Origin of the sequence: Cryptosporangium sp. NPDC048952, assembly GCF_043197895.1 — a bacterium.
In the GTDB taxonomy this organism is placed as follows: domain Bacteria; phylum Actinomycetota; class Actinomycetes; order Mycobacteriales; family Cryptosporangiaceae; genus Cryptosporangium.
The window spans coordinates 1,112,904-1,128,698 of sequence record NZ_JBICTY010000003.1; the positions used below are offsets into that span (position 1 = coordinate 1,112,904).

Consider the following 15,795-nt stretch of genomic DNA (forward strand, 5'->3'; position numbering starts at 1 on the left):
AGCATGTACAGCAAAGATGCTGAGAACTACTACGTCGTCGATGCGCACATCGCGCTCTGGGACGCACGCCCGGAGAACCTGCGCAACATCCACGGCAAGCAGTTCATCGACTGCTTCTACGACTACCACCGCAACCTCAGCCCCGAGTCCGAGACCTGGCCGTACGAGGAGTACCTGTACCAGGGCGGCGAGCGGCTGATGCGGGACATCTTCGAGCTGGGCTACGCCGACCACGCGATCTTCCAGCCCGCGTTGCTCGGCGAGTTCTACAACAACGGGTTCGGGCAGACCGAAGAGGCGTGGGCACTGACCCAGCAGCACCCGGACAAGCTGACCTACAACCACTGCTTCGACCCGCGCTTCGGCGAGACCGGGCTCGAGCAACTGCGTGAGGACGCCGCCCGGTTCGGGCTCAAGGGCGTGAAGCTGTACACCGCCGAGTGGCAGGGTGAGTCCCGGGGCTACAAGCTCACCGACCCGTGGGCGTACAAGTACCTCGAGGCGGCCCAGGAGCTGGGCATCAAGAACATCCACGTGCACAAGGGGCCCACGATCCGGCCGTTGGACCGGGACGCGTTCGACGTCGCGGACATCGACCACGTGGCCACGGACTTCACGGACCTGAACTTCATCGTGGAGCACTGCGGGCTGCCTCGTTTAGAGGACTTCTGCTGGATCGCCACGCAGGAGCCGAACGTGTACGCGGGCCTCGCGGTCGCGATGCCGTTCATCCACACGCGGCCGCGGTACTTCGCGCAGATCATCGGCGAGTTGCTGTACTGGATCGGCGAGGACCGGATCCTGTTCTCCAGCGACTACGCGCTCTGGACGCCGAAGTGGCTGGTCGAAGCGTTCGTGGACTTCCAGATCCCGCAGGACATGAGCGAGTACGCGCCGCTGACGACCGCGCAGAAGAAGAAGGTCCTGGGCCTCAACGCCGCCCGCCTCTACGACCTCGACGTGCCCACGGAGCTGCGCCTGCCCGAGGCCGACGAGCCGGAGACGGGCCCGCGCGAGCCGGCCGCTGCCGACCTGGCCGGCACGGCCTCATGACGGCCGCGCCGGAGGCGGCCCTGCGAAGGCCGCCAGGAGCGGCCGCGGCCGGTCGGAGCCCGGCGCGCACGGGCGCAGCCGATCTGAGCGATGCGGCGGTGATTCGGGCGCTGGGGACGGTTGTCGATCCGGAACTGGACGAGGCGATCACGGAGTTGGGGTTCGTGCGGTCGGTCGCGGTGGACGGCTCCGCCGTCGAAATACACCTGCGCCTGCCGACGTCGTTCTGCGCGCCGAACTTCGCGTGGCTCATGGCGTCGGACGCGTACGAGGCGGTCTCGGCGGTCCCCGGCGTCGAGCGGGTGGTCGTCGAACTCGACGATCACCACGACTCGGACCTGATCAACGCGGGCCTGGCCGCATCGGCCGGGTACCGCGGCACGTTCCGGCACGAAGCCGAGGACTCGCTGGACGAACTGCGCGTGACGTTCCAGCGCAAGGCCCACACCGCGGCGATGGAACGAGCCGTCACCGCACTGCTGCGAGCGGCCCCCGCCACCGACGTCCACGCGCTGACGCTCGGCGACCTCCCGGACGACAGCACGACGGAGGCCTTGCGCCGGCGCCGCGCGACGATCGGCCTCCCACTCGACGACGGGGCGCCCGTGCTCGTCGAAGCGGACGGCACTCGGCCCGCGCCGGAGAAGGCCGAATTCATGCTCCGGCGCGCCCGCTCGGTCCGCATCTCCATCGACGGAAACGCCCACTTCTGCCGGGGCCTGCTGGCTACCCGCTACCCAGAGGAGACACCCCGATGAAGGCCGTCCGTGTCGTCGGTTACCACCAGCCGCTGCGGATCGACGAGGTGCCGAAGCCGGAGGTCACCGGCCCGCACGACGTCGTCGTGAAGATCGGTGGCGCCGGTGTGTGCCGCACCGACCTGCACATCCTCGAAGGCCAGTGGGCCGAGAAGTCGCAGGTCGCGCTGCCGTACACGATCGGGCACGAGAACGCGGGCTGGGTCGAAGCCATCGGGAGTGCGGTCACCAACGTCGCCGAGGGCGACAAGGTGATCCTGCACCCGCTGGTGACGTGCGGACTCTGCCGCGCGTGCCGGGACGGCGACGACGTCCACTGCGAGAACAACGCGTTCCCCGGTATCGACACCGACGGCGGATACGCGGAGTACCTCAAGACGTCCGCGCGCAGCGTCGTCAAGATCGACGACCGGCTGGAGCCGTCGGATGTCGCCGCGCTGGCGGACGCCGGTCTGACCGCGTACCACGCCGTGGCGAAGTCGTCGCGCCGCCTGCGGGCGGGTGACCGCGTCGTCCTGATCGGCGCCGGCGGCCTCGGTCACATCGGCATCCAGGTGATGGCCGCGCTGTCACCGGCCGAGATCATCGTCGTGGACCGCAATCCGGACGCGCTCAAGCTGGCGCTCGAGCTCGGCGCGCAGCACGGTGTCGTCGCAGGCGGCGATCACGTCGAGGAAGTGCTGGAGCTGACCGGGGGGAACGGGGCCGAGCAGGTCATCGACTTCGTCGGCGAGGGCGGCTCCACGTCCGAGGGCCTGCGGATGACCCGGCGCGCCGGGGACTACCACGTGGTCGGCTACGGCGAGAACATCAACGTGCCGACGATCGACCTCATCTCGACCGAGGTGAACATCGTGGGCAACCTCGTGGGTTCGTACAACGACCTGGTCGCGCTGATGGCGCTCGCCGCGGCGGGCAAGGTCACGCTGCACACCGCGAAGTACGCGCTCGAGGATTTCCAATCGGCGATCGACGACTTGGACAACGGGCGAGTGCGCGGCCGCGCCATCCTGATCCCGTAGGGGGAGCTTTGATCTTCATCACCGCGAAGTTTCTGATCAAGCCCGAGCACGCCGACTCCTGGCCGGAGATCAGCAAGGCGTTCACCGAGGCCACCCGGGCCGAGCCGGGCAACCTCTGGTTCGACTGGTCGCGCAGCGTCGAGAACGCGTGCGAGTACGTGATCAACGAGGCGTTCCGGGATCAGGACGCCGGCGTCGCCCACGTGACCGCGGAGCACTTCAAGGCCGCGCAGCGGGAACTGCCGCAGTACTTGCAGGCGACGCCGAAGATCGTGAACACCACGGTCCCCGGCACCGACTGGAGCGAACTCGGCGAGTTCGAGGTCAGGTGAGGCTCCCGAGGAGTTCGTACGTGCGCTGCTGATCGGCGGGGCCACCGAAGTGCGTCTGCGTGACGACCACGTCGGTGGCCCCGGCGTCGTGGTAGCGCCGGATGGCGTCCTCGACGGTCTTCTCGTCGCCGAGTACGGCCAGTTCGGCGGCCTTGCTGAGCCCCTTCGCGGGCGACGACCCGCTGGTAGGACGGGGCGGCGCGGGGCGGCCGGCGCGCTGCGCCGCTGCGGTGATCGTCGGGACGATCTCCTCCGCGAGCGTCTTCGGACCCGCCAGGTAGGGGTGCCTGCCGAAGATCGGAATCGCGGAGGTGCCGACCGCGACCTCGGGCAAACCGATGGTCATGCAAGCATGCTAATCCGACCGGGAAGGTCGGAGTTCGCGCCGGAGGATCTTTCCGGTGGTCGTCTTGGGCAGGTCGTCGACGAGTTCGACGGTGCGGGGGTACTTGTAGGCGGCCATGTTCGCCTTGCAGTAGGCGACGAGTTCCTCCGGCGTCGCCGCGGCGCCGGGGAGCAGCGACACGAACGCTTTGACGGTCTCGCCGCGGTACTCGTCGGGGACGCCGACCACCGCGGCCTCGCGCACGGCCGGGTGCGCGTAGAGCACGTCCTCGACCTCGCGCGGCCACACCTTGTACCCGGCCGCGTTGATCATGTCCTTCTTGCGGTCGACCAGGTAGAACCAGCCGTCCTCGTCCATGAAACCGACGTCGCCGGTACGGAGCTCTCCGCCGGGGATCGACTCGGCGGTGGCGTCGGGTTTGTTCCAGTACCCCGGCACGACCTGCGGGCCGCGGATCGCGAACTCCCCGATCTCGCCGACCGGCACCTCCTCGCCGTCCTCACCGAGCACGCGGACCACCGTGTTGAACACCGGCACCCCGACCGAGAGCGCGCCGGACGTGGGGTCGACCGGCGTCGTCGCGCCGTAGGGCACGCCGTGGGAGGGTGAGTTCGTCTCGGTGAGCCCGTAGATGTTGTGGATGTTCAGCCCGGTCGCGACGGCGATCCGGTCACGCACCGCCGGGGCGATCGGCGCACCGCCCGAGTAGGCGATCGTCAGCGACGCGAAGTCGTCCTTCGTGGCGTCGGGCTGGTCGGCGAGGCTGATGAACACCGTGATCGCCGCGACGGTGAACGTGGGCCGGTGCTCGCGGATCGCGTCCAGGACGACGCCCGGGTGGAAGCGGTGGGCGAGGATCAGCGGCGCCGGCAGCAGCAACGCGACCCCGACGTGCCCCACCAGCCCCGTGATGTGGAACAGCGGCGCGACGCCGAGGATCCGGTCGTCGGGGGTGAGCGCCATCCAGTCCCGGTAGGTCTGCGCGTTGAACGCCAGGTTCCGGTGCGTGTTCAGCGCGCCCTTCGGGACGCCGGTCGTGCCCGAGGTGTAGGTGAGGATCGCGACGTCGTCGGGGGAGGGGTCGGCCGGTGGCGGTGTGCGCCCGTGGTACTGCTCGAGCAGGGTCTCCAGGTCGCTCGCGTCCTCGACGACCGGCTTGGTGACGTGGGCGAACAGCCGCGGGTCGATACGGCGTTGCCGGTCGAGCGCCGAGGCGGTGATCACGATCCGGACGTCCGTCTCGCCGGACGCGACGACCGCTCGCCCGACGTCGATATAGAGGTCGTCGAGGCACAGGAGAGCGGAGGCGCCGGAATCGGCGAGCAAGTACGTCAGTTCCCGGCGTTTGTTCATCGGGTTGATCGCGACCGCGACGCCGCCGGCCTTCCAGGCCGCCACCAGGCCGATCACGAACGCCGGGTTGTTCTGCACGAAGAGCGCGAGCCGGTCGCCCGCGGTGAAGCCGCGGTCCAGCAATGCCGACGCCAGAGCGTCCGACGTGCGATCGAGTTCGGCCATCGTGAGGACGCCGTCGAAGTACCGAATGATCTCGGTGGACGGGCCACGGGCCAGTGAAGCGCGGAACAGGTCGAGCATCGTCTCGTGGTCGGGGGTGAGTTCGGCGGGCCGGCCCTCGCCGTAGTGCGCGAGCCACGGTTTGGCGCTCATTTGATCGCGACGGGGTTCACCGGTGAGCCGCTCGCCCGGGCGACTTTCAGCGGGGCGGCGACGTAGAGGAACGTGTACTGCTTGTCCTCCGCGCAGCTGTTTGCGAGCTTCTCGAGATCACAGATCTCGGTGAGCGTGACGCCGAGGTTGCGCATCAACGCGCAGTGCAGCGGCAATGCGACGCCCGACACCGGGTCGACGGTGACCTCGTTCGCGATCGTGTCGGTGACGAGGTTCGGGATCTCCTTGTCCTGGAACCACTGCACGAGTTCGGGGGAGTAAGTCAGGCCCGGCTCGCAGAAGCCCTCGTAGAACGCCGGGCCCTGCTCGAAGAACAGCCGCAGGAAGTTCGTGCGGATGATGAGGATGTCGTGCGGTTCGATCGTGTGGCCCTGGGCCTTCGCGCAGGCCTCCAGGTCCTCGTGCGTGAACGTCTCGGCCTTGTCGAGGTTTTCCTTGCCGCGGAAACGGGCCAGGTCGAGCAGAACGCCCCGGCCGACGACACCGCGGTCGGCGATCGGCTGGACGCTGGCCTTCTCGAGGCCGCCGACGGTGGTGCGCGCGTCGTAGCCGTTCCAGATCTTGCCGCCGTACCAGACGTGGCCGAGCGCGTCGTACTGCGTCGAGCCCTGGAGGAACGCGTCGATCTTGTCGTCGGCGTAGTGGAGGCCGCCGGGGAACTGTGGGGCTGTGTCGCCGTCCCAGGTCGACTCGTCGAGGATCATCGTGCGTTTCGCGGGCTCGCGGCCGGGCCAGACCGGATCGCCCTTCGGGTCGCCGATCAGGCGCTGGAGCGTGAAGACGGCGCCGGAGCGGATGTGGGCGGCGCCGCGCAGGACTTCCGCTGCGGTGAGGTGGTTGAGGGCGCCGACTTCGTCGTCGTCACCCCACCGGCCCCAGTTGGACGGGGCGTCGCGGAGTAATTCGGTCATCTCGGGAACGTCGGTCATCGGGCGGCCCTCCGGTCTCGACGGTGAAACCGTGCTGACGGTCACATGCCGAACTCTCTGTGTCAACGGACGGCTCCTTGACGATATGGACTAGGGCACGGAGACTTGCTCGAACCTATGTGCCCGATAGGGATACGACGGAGGCGTCCATGCGGAAGCTGCTACTGCTGGCCCTCGTCGGGCTCGGCGCTCAACTCGTCGACGGCAGCCTCGGGATGGCGTACGGCGTCACCTCGACGACACTGCTGCTCGCGATCGGCACGAACGCCGCCGCAGCCTCGGCGACCGTGCACCTCGCCGAGATCGGCACGACGCTCGTGTCGGGCGCCTCGCACTGGCGGTTCGGGAACGTCGACTGGGGCGTCGTCCTGAAGATCGGTGTCCCCGGCGCGGTCGGTGCGTTCGCGGGTGCGACGTTCCTGTCGTCGCTGGACACCGAAGTCGCGGCGCCGGTGATGGCGATCATCCTGCTCGTGCTGGGCCTGTACGTGCTGAGTCGCTTCACGCTGTTCGGCATCCGCAAGGACCGGCTCGGCCACCCGCTGCGCAAGCGGTTCCTCGCTCCGCTCGGCATTTTCGCCGGCTTCATCGACGCCACGGGCGGTGGCGGCTGGGGCCCGGTGGGCACGCCGGCGATCCTGGCCAGCGGCCGGATGCAGCCCCGCAAGGTGGTCGGATCGATCGACACCAGCGAGTTCCTCGTGTCGGTGGCGGCGAGCATCGGGTTCTTCATCGGGCTGGGTTCGGAGGTCATCAACTTCGGTTGGGTGGCCGCGCTGCTGCTCGGCGGTGTGATCGCGGCACCGATCGCGGCCTGGCTGGTGCGCCACATCCCGCCGCGGGTGTTGGGGTCGCTGGTCGGTGGCGTCATCGTGCTGACGAACACCCGGTCGCTGCTGAAGAGCGACTGGATCGACGCGTCCGACGGTGTGCGGTACGCGTTCTACGCGGTGATCTATCTGGTGTGGGCGGCGGCGATCGCCTGGTCGTTCAAGCGGTACTTCGCGGACAAGGCGCAGGAGTCGGTGGACGCGGTGACCGCGGCCGAGGACGGGTCGGTTCCCGTGTCGCCGTCGCCGGAGGGGTCGTCGAAGGCCGCCGCGTCGGCCTAGGGCTTCTGCCAGATGCTGACGTGCTTTCCGCTCTCGTGGGTGAAGGGGGAACGGTGCCAGTTCTCCCAGCGGGCGTGGAAGCGGAGGCCGGCCAGTAGGGCCATGAGGTCGAGTTCGGCCGGCCAGGCGTAGCGGAACGGGATCGAGCGGAACTCGCCCGGCTCGATGTAGTTCGAGCTCATTGCCTGGGTGGCGGTGTCGTAGCGGTCGAACGCCCAGCGGTCGGTCTCGTCCAGCCAGGGCACCATCGTCTGGCCGGGTGGGAGGCGCCGGAGTTCCGGGACCATCACCTCGATCAGGAAGTACCCGCCGGGGTTCAGGTGCGCGGCCGCGTTGCGGAAGCACGCGACCTGGGCGTCCTGGGTGGTGAGGTTCATGATCGTGTTGAAGACCAGGTAGACGAGGTCGTACCTGCCGTCGACGCGGGTCGTGGTCATGTCGCCGACCGTGACGCCGATCGAGGCGGCGCCGGGCTTGGCGCGCAGCTTGTCCACCATGGCGCGGGAGAGTTCGATGCCGTCCACGTGGATGCCACGTTCTGCCAGCGGTAGCGCGATCCGGCCGGTGCCCACCGCGAACTCCAGCGCCCGGCCGTTGCCGGCCAGGTCGGCCAGGGTGTCGGCGATCGCGGCGATCACGTCGGGGTGGAAGTCGTCGCTGGTGGGGTCGTCGTAGGTTGCGGCTATGGCCGCGCCGAAGTAACCGTCGTCGTCAGTCATCGCGGAAACCGTAGCCGGAGCGGGTCGTCAGTTGCGGACGATGAGGAATTCGAAGCCCTCGTCGAGGAAGTAGATGCGGGACCACGAGAGCGGGCGCCCACCCGGTAGGTACTGCGTCTGGTCGAGCAGCAGGTACAAGCCGTCGGGGTTCCGCCCGGCACCCCAACCCACGGAAGGCTCCAGCACCGCACGCACCCGCGCCACTGCCCGCTCGGGGAGCGCGTTCACGCGGGCGTATTGCTCGAAGATGGACCCCGACAATTCGACGTCCCCCGGCAAGGCATCCGCGGCAACCACCGAGTAGTCGAACGCCACCGTCAGCCCGTCCGACGTGATCTCGCGCTCGATCTCGTAGACCTCGGACACGAGGCTGCGCTCGAGCCGCGAGGCCTCGTCGGGGGTGATCACCCGCCGCACCCGCAACCGGTACAGAGCGCCGGGTTCGTGTCCCTGCGACGCGATCAGGTCGTGCAACGAGCGCAGCTCCTGCAACCCGGCCCGGATCGACGAGTTGTACCGCGTCACGAACGTGCCGGCGCCGTGCCGCGTCTCCACCAGCCCGGCCCGCTGCAGCGCCAACAACGACGCCCGCATCGTGTGCCGACTGACCGCGTACTCCGCGGCGAGTTCCGCCTCGCTGGGCAACTGGTCACCGGTCGACCACTCGACCCCGATGCGCTCCCGTAACGACGCTGCGACCACCTCGGGCAGTGCGGCGGTGCGCACCGGACGTCTGGTGATGATCACACTCCAGCCAGTTGTAACCGTACGCGCGTTAGCCTAGCCATCCGTGGAAGTTGTTCAATCACTGATCAACTCCCGTATGCTGCCGGGAGCATACCCCACAGTGCTGGTAGGAGAACTCAGGATGCGGTCACGTCGTCACGCCAAGTTATTGGCCCTTACGTTGGGCGCAGCCGTCGTGGCGGTCGGCGCTACCGGGTGCAGCGCCGAGTCGTCGAGCTCGAGCGCCGATGGTGCCAAGAAGTCGATCGTCGTCATCACCCCGAACCCCGTCGGCGTCGACGCGTTCCTGAAGCTCTCCGTCGAGGGCTCGCAGAAGGCCGCGAAGGACCAGAACGCGAGCGTCAAGGTCTACGAGAGCACGGACCCCACGAGCATCTCGCAGAACCTCCAGGCCGCTATCGACGCGAAGCCGAACTTGATCGTCGCGATCGGCTTCAACTTCGACGACCTCATGAAGACCGCACCGGTCGACAACCCCGACCAGCAGTTCCTGCAGGTCGACTCCTGCCCCGAGAACCCCGCGAAGAACCTCACCTGCGCCCGGTTCAAGGAGTACGAGGCCGTCTACCTCGCCGGTGTCGAGGCCGGTCTGCTCACCAAGAAGAACGCGCTCGGTGCGGTCGCCGCGCTCGACTCGCCGTTCATCCACCGCTGGACCGACCCGTTCGGCGAGGGCGCCAAGTCGGTGAACCCGAAGGCCACGTTCACCCCGCTCTTCGTCGGGGGCAACAACCCGTTCAGCGACCCGGCGCGCGCCAACGCGCAGGCCGGCACGCTCGCCCAGAAGGGCGTCGACTACGTGATGGCCGCCTCCTCCGGCGGTAACACCGGTGTCTTCCAGGCGGCCAAGGCCGGTGGCTTCTACGCGTTCGGCGTCGACGTCAACGAGTGCGGCGCGGAGCCGGGTGTCGTCGTCGACAACGCGATCAAGCGGGTCGACGTCGCGATCGAGAACGCGGTGAAGACGATCTTCGACGGCAAGCCCGGCGGCGTCACCGAGTACGGCCTCAAGGAGGACGGCGTCGGCCTGACCGGTCTCGAGGCCGACGTGGCGAGCTCCGGCTGCGTCATCGCCCAGCACCAGGACGTGCTCACCAAGGTCAAGGAAGTCCGCGACCAGATCGTCTCCGGCTCGCTCGTGATCAAGGACCCCGCAGCGGCATGACCGAACATCGTGTGCGCCTCGCCGGGATCACCAAGCGGTTCGGCCCGGTCGTCGCGAATGACGACGTCGACCTCGAACTCCGCGCCGGCGAGGTGCACGCGATCGTCGGTGAGAACGGCGCCGGCAAGTCGACGCTGATGTCCGTGCTCTACGGCAGCGTCCGCCCCGACTCCGGGCAGATCCTGGCCCGGGGCGCGGAAGTCACGTTCGACTCCCCGAAAGCGGCCATCGCCGCCGGGATCGGCATGGTCCACCAGCATTTCCAGCTGTTCGAGAGCCTGTCGGTCACCGACAACGTGATCTACGGCGCCGAGCCGACCCGGCGGGGGCTCCTCGACCGGCGCGCCGCACGTGCCCGGGTGGCGACGCTGGTCGAGGAGTACGGGTCGACGCTCGACCCGGCCGCGATCGTCTCGTCGCTGCCAATGGGGCTGCGTCAGCAGGTCGAGATCATGAAGGCGCTGTACCGGGGCGCCGACGTGCTGATCCTCGACGAGCCGACCGCGGTACTCACGCCCGCCGAGACCGCGTTGCTGTTCACGTCGGTGCGGCGGTTGACCGAGCGGGGCACCGCGATCGCGCTCGTGACGCACAAGCTCGACGAGGTCATGCAGGTCAGCGACCGGGTCACGGTGTTGCGCCGGGGCGCGGTCGTGGAGTCGCTCGCCACGTCGGCCACCACTCCCGCGAAGCTCGCGCACCTGATGACCGGCCGGGACATCGAGGCCGCGACGAACGACGCTCCTCACGAGCCGGGGGAGGCCGTACTCGAGGTGACCGATCTGCGCGCGGCGCCGGTCCACGTCGAGCGGCTCACCGTGCGGGCCGGGGAGATCGTCGGGATCGCCGGCGTCGCCGGCAACGGCCAGAGCGAGTTGGTGCAGGCCGTGGTCGGGCTCCGGTCCGCGACCGGCACCGTTCGCATTGCGTCGGTCGACGTGACTCGAGCGGACGTTCGTCGGCGGCGGGACGCGGGGCTGGCGTACGTGCCGGAGGACCGGGGTGCGGTCGGGTCGGCGCGGTCGTTGAGCATCACCGAGAATTTGGCGGTCGGGCACTACCGCAAGGGCTGGTTGAAACCGGCGAAGCTGCGGGAGTTCGCGGCCGATCTCATGCGGAAGCACGACGTGCGGGGGGCCGGGCCGGACGCCACGGTGTCGTCGCTGTCCGGGGGGAACGCGCAGAAGGTCGTGCTCGCGCGGGAGTTGGAGCACCGGGCGCCGCTGCTGGTGGCGGAGAACCCGACGCAGGGCGTGGACATCGGTGCGATTGAGTACATCCACCGGGAGTTGCTGGACTACCGGGCCGCCGGGCACGGTGTCCTGCTGGTCTCGAACGAGCTGAGCGAGCTGATCGCGCTCGCCGACCGCGTGCACGTGATGGTCGACGGCCGCTTCGTCGCCGCTGTCGACCGAGCCGACCTCACCGAACAACGCCTGGGCGAAGCCATGACCAACGCCACGAGCGCGGAAGCGACCGCGCTGACCCCACCGCCCGCGGCCGATCCCGCCGCGCCTGCCGCGCCTGCGGCGCCTGGGAGGCCGGACGGCCTCGGCGAGGCCGACGACTCTGCCGGCACGGAAGGACGACCGTGATGGCGACGCTCGCGCCGGAGCGGCGGACGGCGGCGGACACCGCCAGGAGCGTGGCGCGCCGCGCCGCCACGGGCGCTGCGCTGCCGGCGCTCGTGGCGAGCTTCCTGGTTGGGGCGCTGGTGTTGGTGAGTGCGGGGACCAATCCGCTCACCGGGTACGAGGCCTTGTTTCGGGGGATCGTGCTCGACACGAACCTGCCGTATCTGGCGGCGGCGTTCGCGCCGATCCTCGGCATGGCCGTGAGCTTCGCGATCCCCCTGCGCATGGGGGAGTTCAACCTCGGCGGCGACGGCCAACTCGTCCTCGGCGGCATCACGGCCGCCGCCGTGGCGATGGCGATCCCGAACGCGGGCCTGGCCGGCTACGCCCTCGCCGCCCTCGCGGGCGCAGCAGCCGCCGCGCTCTGGGCCTACCTCGCGGTACCCCTGGCGAGATTCGGCCGCGTCCCGGTCATCATCTCGACGCTGCTCCTCGGATTCCCCGCCGTGAGCTTCGCGTCGTACCTGGCCCGCTACCCCCTCACCGACAAGGGCACCGGCATCCCGCAGACCCCGCGCCTGCCCGACGCCATGCACCTGCCCAGCCTGCCGGCCAGCGCCTACGTCAACATCGGCCTGGTCGTGGCAGTGATCCTGTTCGCCGCGTACTGGATCGTCGACGCCCGCACGGCCACCGGCCTCGACCTGCGCACGCTCGGCGCGAACCTCCGCTTCGGCGAGTACGTCGGCATCAACCTCAACCGGCGAACGAGCGGTGCGCTGGCCGCGAGCGGCGCGATCGCGGGCCTCACCGGCGCGCTGATCGTCGCGGGCCCGCCGTACCGCTTCATCGACGGTGCTCTCGTCGCCCCCGGCTACACGTTCACCGGCGTCACCGTCGCGCTGATCGCGTCCGGCCGACCCACGGGCCTGCTCGCCGGAGCGATGCTGTTCACCGCACTGCAGGTCGGCGGCACCGGCATGGAACGCGACGTCGGCATCCCCCGACAGTTGACGGCGATCATCCAGGCGAGCGTCGTCATCACGTTCGTGCTGATCGTCGCGGTGCAGGCCTACCGCGCGAAGACGAAGGCGGGTGCCCGGTGAACGTCTTCAACCTCGGGTTCGTCGCCGCCGTCCTGATCGCGCTCGCCCCGGTGCTGCTCGCCGCGCTCGGTGGTGCGCTCTGCGCCCGCGTCGGTGTGTTCAACATCGGCCTCGAAGGCCAGATGCTGCTCGGTTGCTTCACCGCGGTCGCGGTCAGCGCCAAGACCGGTAGCGCGCTGCTCGGTGTCGTCGCCGCGGTGGGCGCTGGTGTGCTCACCGCGTCGATCCTGAGCGTCGGGTCGATCCGTCTGCGCGCCGACCCGATCGTGCTCGCGATCGGCACGAATCTGCTGGCCGTGGGCCTCACCGGCTTCCTGCTGCGCTCCGTGCTCGGCACGAGCGGCACCTACAGCAGCCCCGACCTGTCCGGGCTCGGCCGGCTCGGCGACACCTGGGTCGGCAGCGTCCCGATTCTGGGCGACGTCTTCGCGAGCAGCAGCTGGGTCGTGGTGCTCAGCCTCCTGCTGGTCCCCGCGCTCGGGTTCTTCCTGGCCCGGCACCCGGCGGGGTTACGCCTGCGTGGCATCGGCGAGAACCCCGACGCCGCCCGTAGCCTCGGCGTCAACGTGAACGGATATCAGCAGACCGCGGTGCTCGTCGCGGGCGCGCTCTGCGGCCTGGCCGGCGCTCAGCTCGCCCTCGGCAACGTGCAGCTGTTCAGCGAGCAGATGACCGCGGGCCGGGGGTGGGTCGCGGTCGTCGCGGTGATGCTCGGACGCGGGCGCCCAGGTCTCGTGCTGGCCGCCAGCGTCGTGTTCGGCGCGGCCGAGGCGTTCGGGTTCCGGCTGCAGGGCCTGGGTCTGCCGCAGCAGGCCACCGACGCCGCGCCCTACGTCATCACGCTGATCGCGTTGATCCTCACGTCCGCCCGCTGGAAGCGCAGAAGCCCCGATCCGCTGCCCGAACCCACTGCCGTCGAAGCCACTGGAGGATCCCGATGACGTCCCGCCGCGCCGTGGTCGTCGACACCGACACCGGTATCGACGACGCGCTCACGCTGGTGTACCTCGCCGCGGTCGGCGGCGTCGACCTCGTCGCGATCACCGCCACCCACGGTAACTGCTCGACCGCTGACTCGGCGGTCAACGTGGGCCACGTGCTGGGCCTGTGCGGTGTCGAGGGGGTGCCGATCCACCTGGGCCGGCCCGGCCCGATCTCCGGTAGGGAGCCGCGCTACTCCCACCACGTGCACGGCTACGACGGCCTCGGTGACCTGGGCATCGAGCGGATCCCGAGCACGCCGTCCGAGGAGTCGGCCGCGGACGCGCTGGTGCGGATCGGCCAGGAGCGGCCGGGCGAGATCGACCTGCTGGTGCTCGGCGCGATGACCAACCTCGCGGACGCGATCGCGATCGACCCGCTGGTGCTCACCCGGTACCGCTCGATCGTCGTCATGGGCGGCTCGGGCCCGTACCAGCCCGCCGGCACGATCCTCGAGGTCGACGCGAACGTCGACGCGGACCCGCAGGCCGCCGCCGTGGTCTACGCCGCCGAGCGAAGCGAGATCGTGATGGTCGGCGTCAACGTGACGACGCCGGCGATCCTCGACGAGAAGTTCATGGCGACGCTCGCCGAGCGGCCGGGCCCCGTGACGTCGTTCTGCTCCGCGATCCTCGGCTACTACCTGGACTTCTACCAGGAGAAGTGGGGCCGGCGGATCTGCTCGGCGCACGACCCGCTGGCCGCCGGGATCCTGCTGCACCCGGAGTGGGCCACGCGCACGGCCGACGGCCCGGTGAACGTCCGCGACGACGGCTACGCGGTCCGCGCCCGCCTGATGCGCACCGCGGAGCTGGAGTTGCCGGCGTTCCCGCTGGTCGACGCCCCGATGACGAAGGTCGTGCTGGACGTCGACGTGGCTGCGTTCCTCGCCGAGTTCACCGACGTCCTCGCGAACGCCGACGCCCGCCTAGGCGTCGAGTAGGAACTTCTCCAACACGCGGACGCCGAACTCCAGTGCGTCGACGGGCACCCGCTCGTCGACGCCGTGGAACAGCGCGGAGAAGTCCAGGTCGGGCGGGAGCCGCAGCGGCGTGAAGCCGAACGTCCGGATGCCGAGGCGCTGGAACGCCTTCGCGTCGGTGGCGGCCGGCAGCAGGTACGGCAGCAGGCGGGCGCCGGGGTCCTCGGCCGTGACCGCGCGGCCCATCGCCTCGACGAGCGGCCCGTCGAACGTCGTCTCCCACGCCGGGAGATGACGCCACGTCGCCTCGATACCGGGCCCCAGGACCTCGACGATCTCGCGTTCGAACGCCTTCAGGCGCCCGGGTAGCACCCGGCAGTCGACTTCGGCGCGGGCCACCGAGGGCACCACGTTGGACTTCACACCGGCGTTGAACATCGTGACGTTCGCGGTGTCGGAGAGTGTCGCCCCGATCAGGCGGGCGAGCGGGCCGAGGTGCCGCACCGTCGCCTTCGGCTCGTCGTCGATCTGGAGCATGTCTGCCGCACCGGTGAGGAACGCGCGGACGGGATCGGTGAGAAGCACCGGAAACCGATGCCGGTCGAGGCGGGCCACCGCATCGGCGAGCCGAGCCACGGGGTTGTCCTCGTGCAGCATCGAGCCGTGCGCGGCGCGTCCGTGGGCGGACAGGCTGAGGGCGAACGACATCTTCTCGGCGACCTGGACCAGGTAGGCGCGCTCGCCACCGAGGGTCACCGAGTAGCCGCCGACCTCGCCGATCGCCTCGGTGACGCCCTCGAACAGCTCGGGACGGTGGTCGACGAGCCACTGCGACCCGACCCGGCCGCCGGCCTCCTCGTCGGCGAGGAACGCGAAGACCAGGTCGCGACCGGGCACCGTGCCGTCGCGGCGGAACTGGCGCGCGACCGCGAGCGCCATCGCGACCATGCCCTTCATGTCGACGGCGCCGCGGCCCCAGAGGTAGCCGTCGCGCACCTCGCCGGAGAACGGGTGGACCGTCCACTCGGCGGGGTCGGCCGGCACGACGTCGAGATGGCCGTGGATCAGCAGTGCGCCTTTCCCCGGGTCCGCACCGGGGAGCCGGGCGACGACGTTGCCCCGGCCGGGGGCGCCGGATTCGACGTACGTGGGCTCGTAGCCGGCGTCGGTGAGCTGCTCGGCGACGTACTCGGCCGCGGTGCGCTCCGTACCGACGGAGTGCGGATCGCCGAGGTTGGTGGTGTCGATCCGGATCAATGCACTCGCGAGCGCGATCACTTCGTGAACAGCACGGTCTCCGGTCACAGGACGAAGCTAACTGACAGCGGCTTGCTTCTGTC

The 15,795-nt window shown here is 69.7% G+C and carries 16 protein-coding genes; 10 read left to right on the top strand and 6 right to left on the bottom strand.

Annotated features, from left to right (window positions below):
- The first annotated feature begins 3 nt into the window (after positions 1-3).
- From ACGFY5_RS21220 to ACGFY5_RS21235, 4 genes are all read left to right on the top strand, one after another.
- Positions 4-1,053 carry an amidohydrolase family protein gene (locus ACGFY5_RS21220; protein WP_392722089.1) on the top strand — a complete coding sequence of 350 codons (1,050 nt, stop codon included), beginning with the start codon at positions 4-6 and terminating at the stop codon, positions 1,051-1,053.
- A 98-nt stretch (positions 1,054-1,151) separates the two neighbouring features.
- Complete coding sequence (locus ACGFY5_RS21225) at positions 1,152-1,811, top strand: iron-sulfur cluster assembly protein (protein ID WP_392722090.1); 660 nt, start codon at positions 1,152-1,154, stop codon at positions 1,809-1,811.
- Positions 1,808-2,833 (top strand): NAD(P)-dependent alcohol dehydrogenase, encoded by a 1,026-nt coding sequence (locus ACGFY5_RS21230; RefSeq protein WP_392722092.1) that lies wholly within the window; start codon positions 1,808-1,810, stop codon positions 2,831-2,833. The genes ACGFY5_RS21225 and ACGFY5_RS21230 overlap by 4 nt, the downstream gene beginning before the upstream one ends.
- An 8-nt stretch (positions 2,834-2,841) precedes the next feature.
- The gene (locus tag ACGFY5_RS21235) at positions 2,842-3,165 is read left to right on the top strand and encodes a putative quinol monooxygenase (RefSeq protein WP_392722093.1); all 324 of its coding nucleotides are present in this window, start codon (positions 2,842-2,844) and stop codon (positions 3,163-3,165) included.
- On the opposite strand, the gene ACGFY5_RS21240 is transcribed toward ACGFY5_RS21235, so the two are convergent.
- Genes ACGFY5_RS21240 through ACGFY5_RS21250 form a run of 3 tightly spaced genes read right to left on the bottom strand, consistent with a single transcriptional unit; the run spans position 3,158 to position 6,129 of the window.
- The gene (locus tag ACGFY5_RS21240) at positions 3,158-3,511 is read right to left on the bottom strand and encodes a hypothetical protein (RefSeq protein WP_392722591.1); all 354 of its coding nucleotides are present in this window, start codon (positions 3,509-3,511) and stop codon (positions 3,158-3,160) included. The two genes, ACGFY5_RS21235 and ACGFY5_RS21240, sit on opposite strands and share 8 nt — an antisense overlap.
- A gap of 9 nt (positions 3,512-3,520) precedes the next feature.
- A complete protein-coding gene (locus ACGFY5_RS21245) occupies positions 3,521-5,179 on the bottom strand; it encodes a class I adenylate-forming enzyme family protein (RefSeq protein WP_392722096.1) in 1,659 nt (552 codons plus the stop codon).
- A complete protein-coding gene (locus ACGFY5_RS21250) occupies positions 5,176-6,129 on the bottom strand; it encodes a cyclase family protein (RefSeq protein ID WP_392722098.1) in 954 nt (317 codons plus the stop codon). The genes ACGFY5_RS21245 and ACGFY5_RS21250 overlap by 4 nt, the downstream gene beginning before the upstream one ends.
- A gap of 149 nt (positions 6,130-6,278) precedes the next feature.
- On the opposite strand from ACGFY5_RS21250, the gene ACGFY5_RS21255 reads away from it, so the two are divergent.
- Positions 6,279-7,241 carry a sulfite exporter TauE/SafE family protein gene (locus ACGFY5_RS21255; RefSeq protein ID WP_392722101.1) on the top strand — a complete coding sequence of 321 codons (963 nt, stop codon included), beginning with the start codon at positions 6,279-6,281 and terminating at the stop codon, positions 7,239-7,241.
- On the opposite strand, the gene ACGFY5_RS21260 is transcribed toward ACGFY5_RS21255, so the two are convergent.
- Positions 7,238-7,960: a class I SAM-dependent DNA methyltransferase gene (locus ACGFY5_RS21260; protein WP_392722103.1), complete on the bottom strand. Its 723-nt coding sequence runs from the start codon at positions 7,958-7,960 to the stop codon at positions 7,238-7,240. The genes ACGFY5_RS21255 and ACGFY5_RS21260 overlap by 4 nt on opposite strands.
- 27 nt (positions 7,961-7,987) lie before the next feature.
- The gene (locus ACGFY5_RS21265; RefSeq protein ID WP_392722106.1) at positions 7,988-8,707 is read right to left on the bottom strand and encodes a GntR family transcriptional regulator; all 720 of its coding nucleotides are present in this window, start codon (positions 8,705-8,707) and stop codon (positions 7,988-7,990) included.
- Positions 8,708-8,882: 175 nt separating this feature from the next.
- On the opposite strand from ACGFY5_RS21265, the gene ACGFY5_RS21270 reads away from it, so the two are divergent.
- Genes ACGFY5_RS21270 through ACGFY5_RS21290 form a run of 5 tightly spaced genes read left to right on the top strand, consistent with a single transcriptional unit; the run spans position 8,883 to position 14,476 of the window.
- Positions 8,883-9,872 (top strand): BMP family ABC transporter substrate-binding protein, encoded by a 990-nt coding sequence (locus ACGFY5_RS21270; protein WP_392722107.1) that lies wholly within the window; start codon positions 8,883-8,885, stop codon positions 9,870-9,872.
- Entirely contained in the window at positions 9,869-11,467 is a 1,599-nt protein-coding gene (locus ACGFY5_RS21275) for an ABC transporter ATP-binding protein (protein ID WP_392722109.1), read from the top strand. Before ACGFY5_RS21270 ends, ACGFY5_RS21275 begins: the two co-directional genes overlap by 4 nt.
- Positions 11,467-12,552: an ABC transporter permease gene (locus ACGFY5_RS21280; protein WP_392722111.1), complete on the top strand. Its 1,086-nt coding sequence runs from the start codon at positions 11,467-11,469 to the stop codon at positions 12,550-12,552. The genes ACGFY5_RS21275 and ACGFY5_RS21280 overlap by 1 nt, the downstream gene beginning before the upstream one ends.
- Positions 12,549-13,493 (top strand): ABC transporter permease, encoded by a 945-nt coding sequence (locus tag ACGFY5_RS21285; protein WP_392722113.1) that lies wholly within the window; start codon positions 12,549-12,551, stop codon positions 13,491-13,493. The genes ACGFY5_RS21280 and ACGFY5_RS21285 overlap by 4 nt, the downstream gene beginning before the upstream one ends.
- On the top strand, positions 13,490-14,476 hold the full coding sequence (locus tag ACGFY5_RS21290; RefSeq protein WP_392722116.1) for a nucleoside hydrolase: 987 nt from the start codon (positions 13,490-13,492) through the stop codon (positions 14,474-14,476). Before ACGFY5_RS21285 ends, ACGFY5_RS21290 begins: the two co-directional genes overlap by 4 nt.
- Here ACGFY5_RS21290 and ACGFY5_RS21295 read toward each other — a convergent pair.
- Positions 14,462-15,760 (bottom strand): M20/M25/M40 family metallo-hydrolase, encoded by a 1,299-nt coding sequence (locus ACGFY5_RS21295; RefSeq protein ID WP_392722119.1) that lies wholly within the window; start codon positions 15,758-15,760, stop codon positions 14,462-14,464. The genes ACGFY5_RS21290 and ACGFY5_RS21295 overlap by 15 nt on opposite strands.
- Positions 15,761-15,795 lie beyond the last annotated feature (35 nt).